Source organism: Micromonospora sp. CNB394, assembly GCF_000374985.1.
GTDB classification, from domain to species: Bacteria; Actinomycetota; Actinomycetes; order Mycobacteriales; family Micromonosporaceae; genus Micromonospora; species Micromonospora marina.
Window position 1 is genome coordinate 64,652 of sequence record NZ_KB895841.1, and the last position, 13,953, is coordinate 78,604.

The window sequence follows — 13,953 nt, forward strand, 5'->3', positions numbered from 1 at the left end:
TAACCCAGTGGCCAGGGACTACTACGGCATTCTCGGCGTGAGCCGGGACGCCTCCGACGACGAGATCAAGCGCGCCTACCGCAAGCTGGCGCGGCAGTTCCACCCGGACGTCAATCCGGACCCGGAGGCCCAGGAGAAGTTCAAGGACATCAACGCCGCTTACGAGGTCCTCTCGGACGACCGGAAGCGGCAGATCGTCGACCTCGGCGGCGACCCGCTCGCCCCGGGCGGCGGTGGCATGGGCGGTCCCGGGGGCCCGGGCGGCGCCGGTCCGTTCGTCGGCTTCCAGGACATCATGGACGCGTTCTTCGGCGGCGCCGCCGGCGGCAGCCGTGGGCCGCGCCCGCGCACCCGCCCCGGCGCGGACGCGATCCTGCGCCTGGAACTGGACCTCAACGAGACCGCGTTCGGCGTCGAGGCGCCGATCACCGTCGACACCGCAGTGCTCTGCACCACCTGCTCCGGCGCCGGCACCGCCGCCGGCACCCACCTGGCCACCTGCGAGGCGTGCGGCGGCCGGGGCGAGGTGCAGTCGGTGCAGCGGACGTTCCTCGGTCAGGTGGTCTCCGCCCGGCCGTGCACCGTCTGCCAGGGCTTCGGCACCACCATCCCGCACCCCTGCCCGACCTGCGCCGGTGACGGCCGGGTGCGCACCCGCCGTTCGCTGACCGTCAAGATCCCGGCCGGAGTCGAGGACGGCATGCGGATCCGCCTGGCCCAGCAGGGTGAGGTCGGCCCGGGTGGCGGCACCGCCGGTGACCTCTACGTCGAGATCCACGAGCGGCCGCACGACGTCTACTCCCGCAAGGGCGACGACCTGCACTGCCGGGTGACGGTGCCGATGACCGCCGCCGCGCTCGGCACCCGGCTGACCATCAAGGCGCTCGACAGCGAGGAGGTGGTCGACGTCAAGCCCGGCACCCAGCCCGGCAGCACGCTGCGGCTGCGCGCCCGGGGCGTACCGCACCTGCGCGGCACCGGACGGGGCGACCTCTACGTGCACCTGGACGTGCGTACCCCGACCAAGCTCGACGCCGACCAGGAGCGGATGCTGCGCGACTTCGCCAAGACGCGCGGCGAGGAGGTCGCCGAGCTGACCAAGCAGGGCGGCTTCTTCTCCCGGATGCGCGACGCCTTCAACGGGCACGCCTGAGGTGTCCGCGCCGCTGTTCCTGGTCGAGGCGCTGCCCACCGGTGACACGCTGACGCTCGACGGCCCGGAGGGCCACCACGCGGCCACCGTGCAGCGGCTGCGCGTCGGCGAGGAACTGGTGCTCGCCGACGGCCGGGGCGGCACGGCCGCCGCCGTGGTCACCGCCGCCGGCCGCGGCACGCTCGACCTGCGGGTCACCAGCCGGGGGTACGCGGACGCGCCGGTGCCCCGGCTGGTCGTGGTGCAGGGCATCGCCAAGGGCGACCGGGGCGAACTCGCCGTGCAGGCGATGACCGAGGTCGGCGTGGACGAGATCGTGCCCTGGGCGGCGTCCCGCTCGGTGGCGCAGTGGCGTGGCGAGCGGGGCGAACGCGCCCGGCAGAAGTGGGTGGCCACCGCCCGGGAGGCGGCCAAGCAGGCCCGCCGCCCGTGGCTGCCCGTGGTGGCCGGCGCGCCGGACGAGTCCACCGCCTCGGTGGCCCGCCGGATCGCCGGGTCGGCCGGCGCGTTCGTGCTGCACGAGGGCGCACAGGACCGGCTGACCACAGTCGACCTGCCGGCCGCCGGGGAGATCGTGCTGGTGGTCGGCCCGGAGGGCGGCATCGCCGACCACGAGCTGGCCACCTTCGCCGACGCCGGAGCCCGGACGGTCCGCCTGGGCCCGTCGGTCCTGCGCACGTCGACGGCAGGAGTGACCGCCCTGACAGTCCTGGCCACCCGCCTGACCCACTGGTAGCCCGCCGGCCCCTTCCGCGCTGATCTTGCAGTTTCGGCCCATGTTGTGCCGCTTTCGTGATGCTTGGCCGGGGCCGAGAGTGCAAGATCGCCGGGAGTCAAGGGCGGGGGAGCGGGGGTCAGGAGCGGAGGTAGGAAGCGCCGTTGAGGTCGATGATCGTTCCCGCCGCCCACTCGGCCTCGGGGCTCGCCAGCCAGTGCACCGCCGCGGCGATCTCCTCCGGCCGGGCCACCCGGTGGAACGGGGACTGGGCACGTACCGCCTCGCCCCGCTCGCTCTTCAGGTGCTCGTTCGTCATGTCGGTCTCGACGAAGCCGGGCGCCACGCACGCCACAGCGATGCCGTACGGCGCCAGGGCCACCGCCAGCGACTGGGCCATCGCGTTCATCCCGGCCTTGCTGGCCCCGTACGCCGGGTTGGCCGGCTCGCCCCGGAACGCCCCACGGGACGACACGTTCACGATCCGGCCCCCGCGTTCGCGCATGTGCTGCGCGGCGCACCAGGCGGCGTTCGCGGCGCCGACCAGGTTGGTGTCCAGGACCTCCCGCCACCGCGCCCGCCACTGCTCGTAACTGCTCTCGAAGACCGGGTGCGGGGGATCGGCCGGTCCGAACACACCGGCGTTGTTCACCAGGACGTCGAGCCCGCCGAGCCGCTGGGCCGCCTCGTCCACCATCGCGCGCACCGCGTCGGCGTCGGCCAGGTCGGCGCGTACCACCGCGTGCCCCTCGCCGGGCAGTTCGGCGCGCAGCCGCTCCGCCAGCCCGGCCGAGTCCCGGTGGTGGATCGCCACCCGGTCCCCACCGGCGGCGAACGCCCGCGCCACCGCCCGCCCGATGCCCCGCGAGGCCCCCGTCACCAGCACCGCCCGTCCCGACATGGCGGCCATCCTGCCGCATCGGGGCCCGGTGTTAAGAAGGGCCCCTTCACCTACCCGAGGCGTTAAGCGGGGGCCCTTCCTTACACTGCTGCGATGGACTGCCTCTTCTGCCGGATCGTCGCCGGGGAGATTCCGGCCACCATCGTCCGCGAGACCGCCACCACCCTGGCCTTTCGGGACATCGACCCGAAGGCGCCGACCCACGTGCTGGTGATCCCGAAGGAGCACTACGCGGACGTGGCCACGCTGGCCCAGGGCGCGCCCGAACTGGCCGGCGAGGTGCTCCAGACCGCCGCCGTGGTCGCGGAGGAGGAGGGCCTGACCGTGGACGGGTTCCGGCTGATGTTCAACACCGGCCCGTACGGCGGCCAGGAGGTCTTCCACGTGCACGCCCACCTGCTCGGCGGCGCGCCGCTCGGCCCGATGCTCTGCCGATGACCGACGTCTCCGACCGGCTCGGCCGGATGGTGCGCCAGGCACAGGCCACCGGGCGGATCCCGGCGGTGTCCGCCGCCCTGCACCGGGCCGATCGGCCGCTCTGGACCTGCACCGTGGGGGATACCGGCAACGACACCCCGCTGGGGCCGGAGACGGTGTTCCGGATCGGTTCGGTCACCAAGACGTTCACCGCGGCGCTCGTCATGCAGTGCCGCGACGACGGCCTGCTCGACCTGGACGACCCGATCGGGCGGCACCTCGACCTGCCCGCGCACGGCGACGCGACAGTACGCCGGCTGCTGTCGTACACCGCCGGCCTGCAACGCGAGCCGCACGGCGACGTATGGGACAGCCTGCGCGCCCCGGCCGTCGGCGAGATGCTGGCCGACCTGGCCCGGGTCGAGCGGGTGCTGCCCACCGGCCGGCGCTTCCACTACTCCAACCTCGGCCTGGCACTGCTCGGCGAGGCGGTCGCCCGGCTGCGCGGCGGCACCTGGGCCGAGGTGCTGGCCGACCGGGTCCTCACCCCGCTCGGGCTGACCGCCACCGGGCCGTACCCGACCGGGCGCGCGGCGACCGGGTTCCTGGTCGACGCGTACTCCGACGAGGCCCACCCGGAACCACCCGCCGACTTCGGCGCGGTGGCCCCCGCCGCGCAGCTCTGGAGCACCGCGACGGACATGGCCCGCTGGGCCGCGTTCCTGGCCGACCCGGCGGCGGTGGACCCGGACGGCGCGGTGCTCGCCGCGGCGACGGTCGAGGAGATGCGCTGGCCGCTCACGCCCACCGACGAGTCGGTCTGGTCGGCCGGCTTCGGGCTGGGGCTGATCCTGATCCCGCAGCCGGACCGGGTGACCCACGTGGGCCACGACGGCGCGATGCCCGGATTCCTCGCCGCCGTCTACGGACGGCGCGGCGGACAGGGCACCGCCGGGGCGATGGGCTGCGCGGTGCTCGGCTCGTCCGGCACCGGGGTGGAGGTGCTGGACCTGCCCCACCGGCTGCTCGCCGCCGCCGCCGAGCACGACCCGGCGGAGATCGAGCCGTGGCGTCCCGGCCCGCCCGCTCCGGACCACCTGCGCGGCGTGCCGGGCCGATGGTGGGGCGAGGGCTTCGAGTACGTCTTCTCCTGGCACGACGGGACGCTGCGGGCACGCGGCGTGGACGACCCGGCCGGGAAGCCGCCCGCCGTCTTCGCGCCACTGCCGGACCGGCCGGACGTGTTCCGCACGGTCTCCGGCCGCGAGGTGGGTGAGCTGCTGCGGCTGACCCGCGACGAGCGCGGCGTGGTGGTCCGGATGCACTGGGCGACCTACCGCTTCACCCGCGCCCAGGAGACCTTCGACGGGTACGACTTCCGCGTCGGTGGTTGAGCGCCGGGGCACCGGAAATGGGCGCGGTGCGTACGGTGCCGACCCGATACGATGGAGGTAACCGAACGCCGTGCCGGCAGGGCCCGGCGCCCGAGAAGCGGAGAGCAGGTGGCGCAGGGCCCGAGGGCCCGACCTATGACCGGCACCCCACCTCCCGGCACGCCGCGTGTGCAGACCAGGATCACGGTTCCCGACCAGAAGATCATGGTGAACCTGCTCGGCGCGGGCGACGAGATCCTGCGCCTCGTCGAGCGCTCGATCGACAGCGACGTCCACGTCCGTGGCAACGAGATCACCATCACCGGCGCTCCCGCCGACAACGCCCTCGCCGAGCGCCTCTTCAGTGAGCTGCTCGAACTGATCGAGAAAGGCGAGACCCTGACCACAGACGCGGTACGGCGTACCGTCGGCATGCTCGAACAGGGCGGCGCCGAGCGGCCCGCCGAGGTCCTGACGCTCAACATCCTCTCCCGTCGCGGCCGCACCATCCGTCCCAAGACGCTGGGGCAGAAGAAGTACGTCGACGCGATCGACGCCCACACCATCGTCTTCGGCATCGGCCCGGCGGGTACCGGCAAGACGTACCTGGCCATGGCGAAGGCCGTGCAGGCGCTGCAGGCCAAGCAGGTCAACCGGATCATCCTGACCCGGCCGGCGGTCGAGGCGGGGGAGCGGCTGGGCTTCCTGCCCGGCACCCTGAACGAGAAGATCGACCCCTACCTGCGCCCGCTCTACGACGCGCTGCACGACATGCTCGACCCGGAGACCATCCCCAAGCTGATGGCCGCCGGCACGATCGAGGTCGCGCCGCTGGCCTACATGCGCGGGCGGGCCCAGCCGTACGACGCCCGGGTGTTGACGCCGGAGGGCTTCCGGTCGTTCGGCTCGCTCCAGGTCGGCGACCTGGTCATCGGCTCGAACGGGACGCCCACACCGGTGATCGGCATCTACCCGCAGGGGCCGAAGCAGACCTACCGGGTCACCACGCAGGACGGCGCGTCCACGCTCTGCTGTGGTGAGCACCTGTGGACCGTCGCCACGCCGGACGACAAGCGGCGTGGGCGCCGGCGCACGATCGAGACGCAGGAGATGATCGGCAAGGAGTGGCGGGGCCACACCCGTCGCTACGAACTCCCGCTCGTCGCGCCGGTGCAGATGGAGCCGCGCGCGGTTCCGCTCGACCCGTACGCGCTCGGGCTGCTGCTCGGCGACGGCGCGATCTCGTCCCGCGCCACGCCGGCCTTCTGCACCGCCGACCCGGAGCTGGCGACCGCGCTGGAGGAGGCGCTCGTCGGCATCCGACTGGTCCGCAAGGGTGACGACGACTACGTCCTCCGGCACGTCAACGGGCACCGCGGCGGCGTGATCGTGGCGAACCCGGTGACTGTGGCCGTCCGCGAACTGGGGCTGGCCGGGGCCACCTCGGGCACGAAGTTCGTCCCCGAGGTCTACAAGAACAACAGCGTCGGCGTCCGGCTGGCGGTCCTGCAAGGGCTGCTGGACACCGACGGCGGGCCGGTCACCCAGGCCGGGCGCACGTGCCGTGTGCAGTATTCGACCACTTCCCCCCGGTTGTGCGACGACGTGGTCCACCTGGTCGAGTCGCTCGGAGGGGTGGCCACGGCGCGGGTTCGTCCGGCCGAGGGACGCAAGCCCGGTCTGGCGAAGGGGCGGCCGGTTCCGTACCGGTCCGACGCCTACATCGTGGAGATCCGGCTACCCGCCGGTGTCGCGCCGTTCCGCCTGTCGCGTAAGCGCCGGCTCTACGACGAGCACGGCGGTGGCCGGCCGATGCGGTTCATCGACTCGATCATCCCGGCCGGGGTGCGGGAGACGATGTGCATCCAGGTCGCGGCGGAGGACTCGCTCTACGTCACCGACGACTTCCTGGTGACTCACAACACGCTCAACGATGCGTTCATCATCCTGGACGAGGCGCAGAACACCACGCCCGAGCAGATGAAGATGTTCCTCACCCGGCTCGGCTTCGGGTCCAAGATCGTCGTCACCGGTGACGTCACCCAGGTGGACCTTCCCGGTGGGACGACGAGTGGCCTGCGGGTGGTCCGGGAGATCCTGAACAACGTCGAGGACGTGCACTTCGCCCAGCTGTCCAGCTCCGACGTGGTGCGCCACAAGCTGGTGGGCGAGATCGTCGACGCGTACGCCCGCTGGGACGCCGAGCGGGAGAACCAGCAGGCGCAGAGCGTGCACGCCGTACCGGGGCGGACCGCCCAGGGCGGCCGGGCCGGCCGGCGCCGCTGACCCACCCGCGGAAGCCGTCACATCATCAGAGGAAGACAGTTGTCCATCGAGATCGCCAACGAGTCCGGTGTCGACGTCGACACCGACGCCGTGCTCGCCGTCGCGCGGCACGCCCTCGACGAGATGGGGGTCAACCCCCTCGCCGAGCTGTCCGTGCTGCTCGTCGACATCGAGTACATGTCGGAGCTGAACCACCGCTGGATGGGTGGCGACGGCCCGACCGACGTGCTCGCCTTCCCCATGGACGAGGGCAGCGTCGACCACGGCCCGGGGGAGAGTGCCCCGGCCGGCGGTGAACCGGCCCTGCTGGGCGACATCGTGCTCTGCCCGGAGGTGGCGGCCAAGCAGGCCGCCGCCGCCGGGCACGCGGCCGCCGACGAGCTGCACCTGCTCACCGTGCACGGCGTGCTGCACCTGCTCGGCTACGACCACGCTGAGCCCGAGGAGGAGCGGGAGATGTTCGGTCTCCAGGCCCGGCTGCTGGCCAGCTGGCGGTCGACCCGGTCGCGGTGATGGACGCCTTGGCGGCGGTCCGTGCCCCCGCCGGTCTGCCTGATCTCCAACTCCTGGTCTTCGCCGCCGGGCTGGTGGTGCTCGCCGGCCTGATCGCGATGACCGAGTCGGCGCTGGCCGCGGTCTCCCCGGCTCGCGCCGCCGAGCTGACCCGGGACGGCGCGCGCGGCGGGCGTGCCCTCCAGGCGGTCGCCGGTGACGTGGTCCGCCATCTGAACCTGCTGCTCCTGCTGCGTCTGCTGGCCGAGCTGACCGCCACCACGCTCGTCGCACTGGTGGCTGTGGACACGTTCGGCGCGGGCTGGCGGGCGGCACTGGTGACCGCCGGCGCGATGACGGTGGTGAGCTTCGTCGTGGTCGGCGTCGGTCCGCGGACGATCGGCCGCCAGCACGCGTACGCGGTCGGCCGCGCGGTCGCGCCGCTGGTGCGCTGGCTGGGCCGCGCGCTCAACCCGCTGGCGTCGCTGCTGATCCTGATCGGCAACGCGGTCACTCCGGGCAAGGGCTTCCGCGAGGGGCCGTTCGCGACCCAGGTGGAGCTGCGGGAGCTGGTCGATCTGGCCGAGCAGCGCGGTGTGGTGGAGCACGGCGAGCGCCAGATGATCCACTCGGTCTTCGCGCTCGGCGACACCATCGCCCGCGAGGTGATGGTGCCGCGTACCGAGATGGTGTGGATCGAGGAACGCAAGACGCTCGCGCAGGCGCTGGCGTTGTTCCTGCGCTCCGGGTTCTCCCGGATCCCGGTGATCGGCGAGAACGTCGACGACGTGCTCGGTGTGCTCTACCTCAAGGATCTGATCCGGCGGGTGCAGGGCGACCAGGCCGCCCGGCAGATGCCGGTGGCCGAGCTGATGCGCCCGGCCACGTTCGTGCCGGAGTCCAAGCCGGTGGACGACCTCCTCTCGGAGATGCAGGCGGCCCGTAACCACCTGGTCATCGTGGTCGACGAGTACGGCGGCACCGGCGGGCTGGTCACCATCGAGGACATCCTGGAGGAGATCGTCGGGGAGATCACCGACGAGTACGATGTCGAGCGTCCGCCGGTCGAGCACCTGTCGGACGGGGCCGTGCGGGTGACCGCGCGGCTGCCGGTGGAGAATCTGGGCGAGCTGTTCGACACCGAGCTGCCCACCGACGAGGTGGAGACGGTCGGTGGTCTGCTCGCCCAGGCGCTCGGCCGGGTGCCCATCCCGGGCGCCGAGGCCGAGGTGGCCGGCCTGCGGCTGGTGGCCGAGGGCACGACCGGCCGGCGTAACCGGATCGACACGGTTCTGGTGAGCCGGGTCGGCCGGGGCGACGCGCCGGAGGGCACCAACCGAAGCGATCCGCCCGATTCCCGTGGCGACAACAACCGTTCCGAGGAGAGGCAACCCGCCGATGCCTGAGTCACCCGCCGTACCGGCCGCCCTGCCCACCCCCGCTGACCCGGCCGAGCTGAGCGCCGAGGACGCCAAGCTGGTCGTCCTGGCCCGGGGCGCGCGGAGCCGGGTGGCGGCCGTGGAGGGCGCCGCGGTCCGCGACCAGGACGGCCGGACGTACGCGGCGGCGAGCGTGGCGATGCCGTCGCTGACGTTGACCGCGCTCCAGCTCGCTGTCGCCTCGGCGGTGGCGGCGGGCGCGAGCCGGCTGGAGGCCGCCGTGGTGGTGACCGAGGCGTCGACGCTGGACGGGGCCGGGCACGCCGCGGTGCGTGACCTGTCCGCCGACGCGCCGGTCCACGTGGCCGCGCCGGACGGCACCGTCCTCGGCACGGTGGTCGAGTGACCACGCCCGAGCCGCGCCCGTATCGGGCCGGTTTCGCCTGTTTCGTCGGGCGGCCGAACGCCGGTAAGTCGACGCTGACGAACGCGATCGTCGGCACCAAGATCGCGATCACCTCGAACAAGCCGCAGACCACCCGGCACATCATCCGGGCGGTGCTGCACCGGCCGGACTCACAGCTCGTGCTCGTCGACACCCCGGGTCTGCACCGGCCCCGCACGCTGCTCGGCGAGCGCCTCAACGACCTGGTCCGGGAGACCTGGAGCGAGGTCGACGTGATCGGCCTGTGCGTCCCGGCGAACGAGCCGATCGGCCGGGGGGACCGCTTCATCACCGGCGAGCTGGCCAGCCTCAAGGCCACGGTGCTGGCGGTGGTCACCAAGACCGACCTGGTCGACCGGAAGCGGCTGGCCGAGCAGCTGCTCGCGGTGAGCGAGCTGGGCGAGTTCGCCGACGTGGTGCCGGTCAGCGCGGTCTCCGGCCACCAGGTGGACACGCTCGTGGACGTGATGACCGGCTACCTGCCCGAGTCGCCGCAGCTCTACCCGGACGACATGCTCACCGACGACCCGGAGCAGGTGCTCGTGGCGGAGCTGGTCCGTGAGGCGGCGCTGGAGGGCGTACGCGACGAGCTGCCGCACTCCATCGCCGTGGTGGTCGAGGAGATGATCCCGGAGGGCAACCTCACCAAGATCTACGCCGACGTGTACGTGGAGCGCCCGAGCCAGAAGGCCATCGTCATCGGCCATCGGGGCAGTCGCCTCAAGCACGTGGGCACCACCGCCCGGCGGCAGATCGAGGAGCTGCTCGGCACCCGGGTCTACCTCGACCTGCACGTACGCGTGGCGAAGGACTGGCAGCGCGACCCGAAGCAGTTGCGCAAGCTGGGCTTCTGACCGGGCGGCCGGGCGGCCTCCCGGCGACGGCTGATCAGGATCAGCCAGGCCTATGGAACATCTCACTTTCCACAGGCATTCTCGGCTGTTTCACAGCGACCGGGAGCAGGGTAGGGATCGTTGTCTCTGTCCCCGGACCCCGCCGCGAGCTGATGCGAAACCGCTATCTGGACCTGCTCCGCTTCCTGGCCATCCTGCGCGTGGTCATCTACCACGTCACCGGCTACGCCACGCTCACGCTGGTGTTCCCGGCGATGTCGGTGATGTTCGCCCTGGCCGGGTCGCTGATGGCGGCGTCGCTGGACCGCAGTGGCGTACGCGCGGTCGGGCGCCGGCTGCGCCGCCTCCTGCCGTCGCTGTGGGTGGTCGCCGCGGTCTTCGTGCCGGCCATGCTGCTCACCGGGCTGGCGTTCGGCCCGAAGGTGCTGCTCTGGCTCTTTCCGATCAGCGACCCGCCGGCCAACTACTGGGGTGGGCTGGCGCTCAGCCCGATCTGGTACCTGCGGGACTACCTGTGGTTCGTGCTGGCCTCGCCGCTCGTGCTCCGGCTGTTCCGCCGGGCGCCGCTGCCCACGCTCGTCGCCCCGTACCTGCTGCTGGTCGCGATCGAGGCCGGTGTCCTGGCGAACCCGCCGAGGGTGCTGCGCGAGTTCGGGCTCTACTTCGGCGCCTGGCTGCTGGGCTTCGCCCACCACGACGGGATGCTGCGCCGGATGCGCAACCGGGTGCTGCTGCCGGTGGCCGCTGTGGTCGGCGCCGCCGGGCTGGCCTGGATCGTCACCCACCCGGGCCCGCGCGGGTACGACATCAACGACATCCCGCTCGGTAACGCGCTCTGGTCCGCCGCGTTCATCCTGGTGGCGATCGGCCGCGCGCCGGCCGGGGTGACCTGGGTCGACCGCGTGCCGGTGCTCGGCCGGGCGGTCACCGTGGTGAACCGGCGCGCGCTGACCGTCTACCTCTGGCACATGCCGTTCGTGGTGCTCCTCACCCCGCTCGTCGGCCTGGTCGGCTGGTCCCCGCGCGATCCGGTCGGCCTGTGGCTGCGGGTGGGGCTGGTCTTCGCCCTCGTCGGCGTGGTGACGCTCATGGTCGGCTGGGTCGAGGACGTGGCGGCCCGGCGTAGCCCCGAACTGCTTCCGGGCAAACCGCGGCGGACCGTGGCCGGCCGGGCGGCGGCCCCGGCGAGTCCGGCCCCCGCGGGGGCGGGGGACGCGCTGGTGAGCGTCGGTGCCGGGGTGCCGGCGCCGCGCCGCCCGGCCGAGGACCCGGCCGGGGCGACGGCGTCCCGGCCGCCCGGCGGCGACTGAGCGACCACCGGGGGCGGCCCGCTCAGCGGGTGCTGACCGTGACGTTGCCGCTGGTGGCTGATGCTTCGAGCTGCACCGAGGCGGCCGGGTCGTCGGTGACGCGCACGTCGGTGTCGCCGGAGGTCGCGGTGGCGCGCACCCGGTAGCGGCCCGCCGGTACGGCCAGGTCGACGTCTCCGCTGGTGGCGTGCACCCGGGCCGGAGCCGGCTCGTCCAGCTCGACGACGATGTTGCCGGAGGTGGTCTCGGCGTCGATCGCGGACTCGAGCCGGCGAGCCTCGATGTCGCCGGAGCGGGCCCGTAGCCGCACCGGGCCGGCCGCCTCGACCACCCGGATGTTGCCCGACGTGGTGGACGCCCGGACCTCGCCGGTGACGCCCCGGATGGTCAGGTCGCCGGAGCTGAGCGTGAACTCCACCGCGCCCACGTCGCTGAGGTCGACGTTGCCCGAGCCGGTCCCGCCGCGGACCACCACGCCGGGTGGCGCGGTCACCTCCCAGGAGATGCTGCACCGTTGCCCGCAGTCGGTGGGCAGGACGAGTTCGTCGCCGGTGATCTCGTACCGGCTGTTCGGCTCATCGCCCTGGTATCGGACCACGCGCTTGACGCGTACCTGGTCGGCGGGGCCGTTGGCCCGGACCACGACGTCGCCGGCGCCGTCGTCGTCCACGGTGATCTTCGTGATCTTCGTCCGCTCGGTCTGGTCGAAGTCGAGGCGGCGGAACGAGAGGGTGTCACACCCGGCGAGGACGATGAGGGCGGTGGCCGTGGCGGCGGCCAGCACGCCACGTGCCCGGAAGACATTGCGCGGCCGGGGAGCGGTGCGGAGCGAAGCCATGCCAGCACACTAGGTCCGGCCCGGCGCCCGGCACATCGGGGATCGCCCGACCGTGCACCCCGAGCCGACCCTGAGATCGCACCCGGAGGGAGAATGGCCTGATGGCCGGGTACCGCCGACAGCTCTACCGCGACGACGCGGTGGTGCTGCGTGTGCAGAAGCTGGGCGAGTCGGACCGCATCATCACGCTGTTCACCCGCCGGCACGGCCGGTTGCGCGCGGTGGCCCGGGGCGTCCGGCGCACCACGAGCCGGTTCGGCGCGCGGCTGGAACCGTTCGGGCACGTCGACCTCCAGCTCGCCGGTGACCCCAAGGGCAACCAGGGCAGCTCGCTGCACACCGTCAGCCAGGTCGAGGCGATCGAGCTGTACGGCAAGCGGTTCCTCGGCGACTACCCCCGCTACACGGCGGCCAGCGCGATCGCCGAGACCGCCGAGCGGCTCACCCCGGTCGAGCGGGAACCGTCGCTGCGGCTGTTCCAGCTCACCCTCGGCGCGATGAAGTCGCTGGCCCGGGGCGAGCACGCCACCACGCTCGTGCTCGACGCGTACCTGCTGCGCGGCATGGCGTTCGCCGGCTGGGCGCCCGCGCTCGCCGCCTGCGCGGTCTGCGGCGAGCCGGGCCGGCACCGCGCGTTCTCCGTACCGGCCGGCGGCGCGGTCTGCCCGGACTGCCGACCCCCCGGCGCCGCCCACCCCGCGCCCGCCACGCTGGAGCTGATGTCCGCGCTGACCTCCGGCGACTGGGGGTACGCCGACGCCGCCGAGACCGGCGTGCGCCGCGAGTGCAGCGGGCTGGTCGCGGCGCACCTCCAATGGCATCTGGAGCGCGCGCTACGCTCGCTGCCGCTGGTCGACCGGGGTGCCCCGGCGTCCGGCGCGGTCCCGCCGCCCGGCGGTGCGGGGCCGGATGTGGTCCCGCCGCGCTCCGGCGCCGGGCCCGTCGCCGGTGTGAACAGGGAGATGACCGAGTGATCCGATCGACGAGGGCGACCCGCCGCGAGCCGGTGCCGCCGACCCCGCACCCCTCCGGCGCCCGTCCGCCGGCGCTGCCGCCCGCCGCTGTGCCCCGGCACGTCGCCATCGTGATGGACGGCAACGGCCGCTGGGCCAAGGAGCGCGGCCTGCCCCGCACCAAGGGGCACGAGCAGGGCGAGCACAGCCTGTTCGACGCCGTCGAGGGCGCGATCGAGATGGGGATCCCCTACCTGTCGGCGTACGCGTTCTCCACCGAGAACTGGCGGCGCTCACCGGACGAGGTCCGCTTCCTGATGGGCTTCAACCGCGACGTCATCCGCCGCCGCCGCGACCAGCTCGTCGACCTGGGCGTCCGGGTGGTCTGGTCGGGCCGCGCCGGCCGGCTGTGGAAGAGCGTCATCTCCGAGTTGCAGACCGCCGAGGAGATGTCGCGCGGCAACTCGACGCTGACGCTGCAGTTCTGCGTCAACTACGGCGGTCAGGCCGAGATCGCCGACGCCGCCGCCGGGATCGCCCGGGACGTCGCCGCAGGCAAGCTCGACCCGGCCAAGGTGAACGAGAAGACGATCGCGCGTTACCTCTACCATCCCGAGGTGCCCGAGGTCGACCTGTTCCTGCGTCCCTCCGGCGAACAGCGCATCTCGAACTTCCTGCTCTGGCAGACCGCGTACGCCGAGCTGGTCTACCTGGACACGCTCTGGCCGGACTTCGACCGCCGCCACCTGTGGTACGCCTGCGAGCTGTACGCCCAGCGCGACCGCCGCTTCGGCGGTGCCCTGCCCAACCCGGTCGCCCCGGGCGCCTGAGGTCACG

The 13,953-nt window shown here is 73.1% G+C and carries 13 protein-coding genes and 3 pseudogenes; 14 read left to right on the plus strand and 2 right to left on the minus strand.

Annotation, left to right across the window (positions count from 1 at the left end; genetic code table 11):
* Positions 1–7: 7 nt before the first annotated feature.
* Together dnaJ and C569_RS0118845 are read left to right on the plus strand one after the other, a co-directional pair.
* Complete coding sequence (dnaJ, locus tag C569_RS0118840; protein ID WP_018787329.1) at positions 8–1,153, plus strand: molecular chaperone DnaJ; 1,146 nt, start codon at positions 8–10, stop codon at positions 1,151–1,153.
* Between the two features lies 1 nt (position 1,154).
* Positions 1,155–1,889 (plus strand): 16S rRNA (uracil(1498)-N(3))-methyltransferase, encoded by a 735-nt coding sequence (locus C569_RS0118845; RefSeq protein WP_018787330.1) that lies wholly within the window; start codon positions 1,155–1,157, stop codon positions 1,887–1,889.
* A 118-nt stretch (positions 1,890–2,007) separates the two neighbouring features.
* Here the strand turns inward: C569_RS0118845 and C569_RS0118850 are convergent, their stop codons facing one another.
* Complete coding sequence (locus C569_RS0118850; protein ID WP_026268346.1) at positions 2,008–2,769, minus strand: SDR family NAD(P)-dependent oxidoreductase; 762 nt, start codon at positions 2,767–2,769, stop codon at positions 2,008–2,010.
* A gap of 93 nt (positions 2,770–2,862) precedes the next feature.
* On the opposite strand from C569_RS0118850, the gene C569_RS0118855 reads away from it, so the two are divergent.
* The 10 genes and pseudogenes from C569_RS0118855 to C569_RS0118890 all read left to right on the plus strand — a co-directional run bounded on the left by C569_RS0118855 (position 2,863) and on the right by C569_RS0118890 (position 11,325).
* Entirely contained in the window at positions 2,863–3,207 is a 345-nt protein-coding gene (locus C569_RS0118855) for a histidine triad nucleotide-binding protein (RefSeq protein ID WP_013475524.1), read from the plus strand.
* Complete coding sequence (locus C569_RS0118860) at positions 3,204–4,580, plus strand: serine hydrolase (protein WP_018787332.1); 1,377 nt, start codon at positions 3,204–3,206, stop codon at positions 4,578–4,580. Before C569_RS0118855 ends, C569_RS0118860 begins: the two co-directional genes overlap by 4 nt.
* A gap of 135 nt (positions 4,581–4,715) precedes the next feature.
* Positions 4,716–5,462: pseudogene (locus C569_RS34390) on the plus strand (PhoH family protein); the annotation flags it as partial.
* Positions 5,463–5,735: 273 nt separating this feature from the next.
* Positions 5,736–6,218: pseudogene (locus C569_RS34395) on the plus strand (LAGLIDADG family homing endonuclease); the annotation flags it as partial.
* Between the two features lie 264 nt (positions 6,219–6,482).
* Positions 6,483–6,845 (plus strand): annotated as a pseudogene (locus C569_RS34400) (PhoH family protein); the annotation flags it as partial.
* Positions 6,846–6,884: 39 nt separating this feature from the next.
* A complete protein-coding gene (gene ybeY, locus C569_RS0118870) occupies positions 6,885–7,358 on the plus strand; it encodes an rRNA maturation RNase YbeY (protein ID WP_018787334.1) in 474 nt (157 codons plus the stop codon).
* Positions 7,334–8,743 carry a hemolysin family protein gene (locus tag C569_RS0118875; RefSeq protein WP_026268347.1) on the plus strand — a complete coding sequence of 470 codons (1,410 nt, stop codon included), beginning with the start codon at positions 7,334–7,336 and terminating at the stop codon, positions 8,741–8,743. Before ybeY ends, C569_RS0118875 begins: the two co-directional genes overlap by 25 nt.
* Complete coding sequence (locus C569_RS0118880; protein ID WP_018787336.1) at positions 8,736–9,122, plus strand: hypothetical protein; 387 nt, start codon at positions 8,736–8,738, stop codon at positions 9,120–9,122. Before C569_RS0118875 ends, C569_RS0118880 begins: the two co-directional genes overlap by 8 nt.
* Complete coding sequence (gene era, locus C569_RS0118885; RefSeq protein ID WP_018787337.1) at positions 9,119–10,015, plus strand: GTPase Era; 897 nt, start codon at positions 9,119–9,121, stop codon at positions 10,013–10,015. The genes C569_RS0118880 and era overlap by 4 nt, the downstream gene beginning before the upstream one ends.
* A gap of 152 nt (positions 10,016–10,167) precedes the next feature.
* Positions 10,168–11,325, plus strand: coding sequence for an acyltransferase (locus tag C569_RS0118890; RefSeq protein ID WP_018787338.1), 1,158 nt, complete (start codon positions 10,168–10,170; stop codon positions 11,323–11,325).
* Positions 11,326–11,347: 22 nt separating this feature from the next.
* On the opposite strand, the gene C569_RS0118895 is transcribed toward C569_RS0118890, so the two are convergent.
* Positions 11,348–12,163, minus strand: coding sequence for a DUF4097 family beta strand repeat-containing protein (locus C569_RS0118895; protein ID WP_018787339.1), 816 nt, complete (start codon positions 12,161–12,163; stop codon positions 11,348–11,350).
* Positions 12,164–12,264: 101 nt separating this feature from the next.
* Here C569_RS0118895 and recO point away from each other — a divergent pair, with 101 nt between their 5' ends.
* Positions 12,265–13,137, plus strand: coding sequence for a DNA repair protein RecO (recO, locus tag C569_RS0118900; protein WP_018787340.1), 873 nt, complete (start codon positions 12,265–12,267; stop codon positions 13,135–13,137).
* Positions 13,138–13,169: 32 nt separating this feature from the next.
* On the plus strand, positions 13,170–13,946 hold the full coding sequence (locus C569_RS0118905; RefSeq protein ID WP_018787341.1) for an isoprenyl transferase: 777 nt from the start codon (positions 13,170–13,172) through the stop codon (positions 13,944–13,946).
* The last annotated feature ends 7 nt before the right edge of the window (positions 13,947–13,953 follow it).

Excerpts from the sequence above, each read along its gene's own strand:
- C569_RS0118850 (WP_026268346.1), bottom strand. The coding sequence starts at position 2,769 with ATGTCGGGACGGGCGGTGCTGGTGACGGGGGCCTCGCGGGGCATCGGG.
- C569_RS0118855 (WP_013475524.1), top strand. The coding sequence starts at position 2,863 with ATGGACTGCCTCTTCTGCCGGATCGTCGCCGGGGAGATTCCGGCCACC.
- C569_RS0118860 (WP_018787332.1), top strand. The coding sequence starts at position 3,204 with ATGACCGACGTCTCCGACCGGCTCGGCCGGATGGTGCGCCAGGCACAG.
- C569_RS0118880 (WP_018787336.1), top strand. The coding sequence starts at position 8,736 with ATGCCTGAGTCACCCGCCGTACCGGCCGCCCTGCCCACCCCCGCTGAC.
- C569_RS0118890 (WP_018787338.1), top strand. The coding sequence starts at position 10,168 with ATGCGAAACCGCTATCTGGACCTGCTCCGCTTCCTGGCCATCCTGCGC.
- C569_RS0118895 (WP_018787339.1), bottom strand. The coding sequence starts at position 12,163 with ATGGCTTCGCTCCGCACCGCTCCCCGGCCGCGCAATGTCTTCCGGGCA.
- recO (WP_018787340.1), top strand. The coding sequence starts at position 12,265 with ATGGCCGGGTACCGCCGACAGCTCTACCGCGACGACGCGGTGGTGCTG.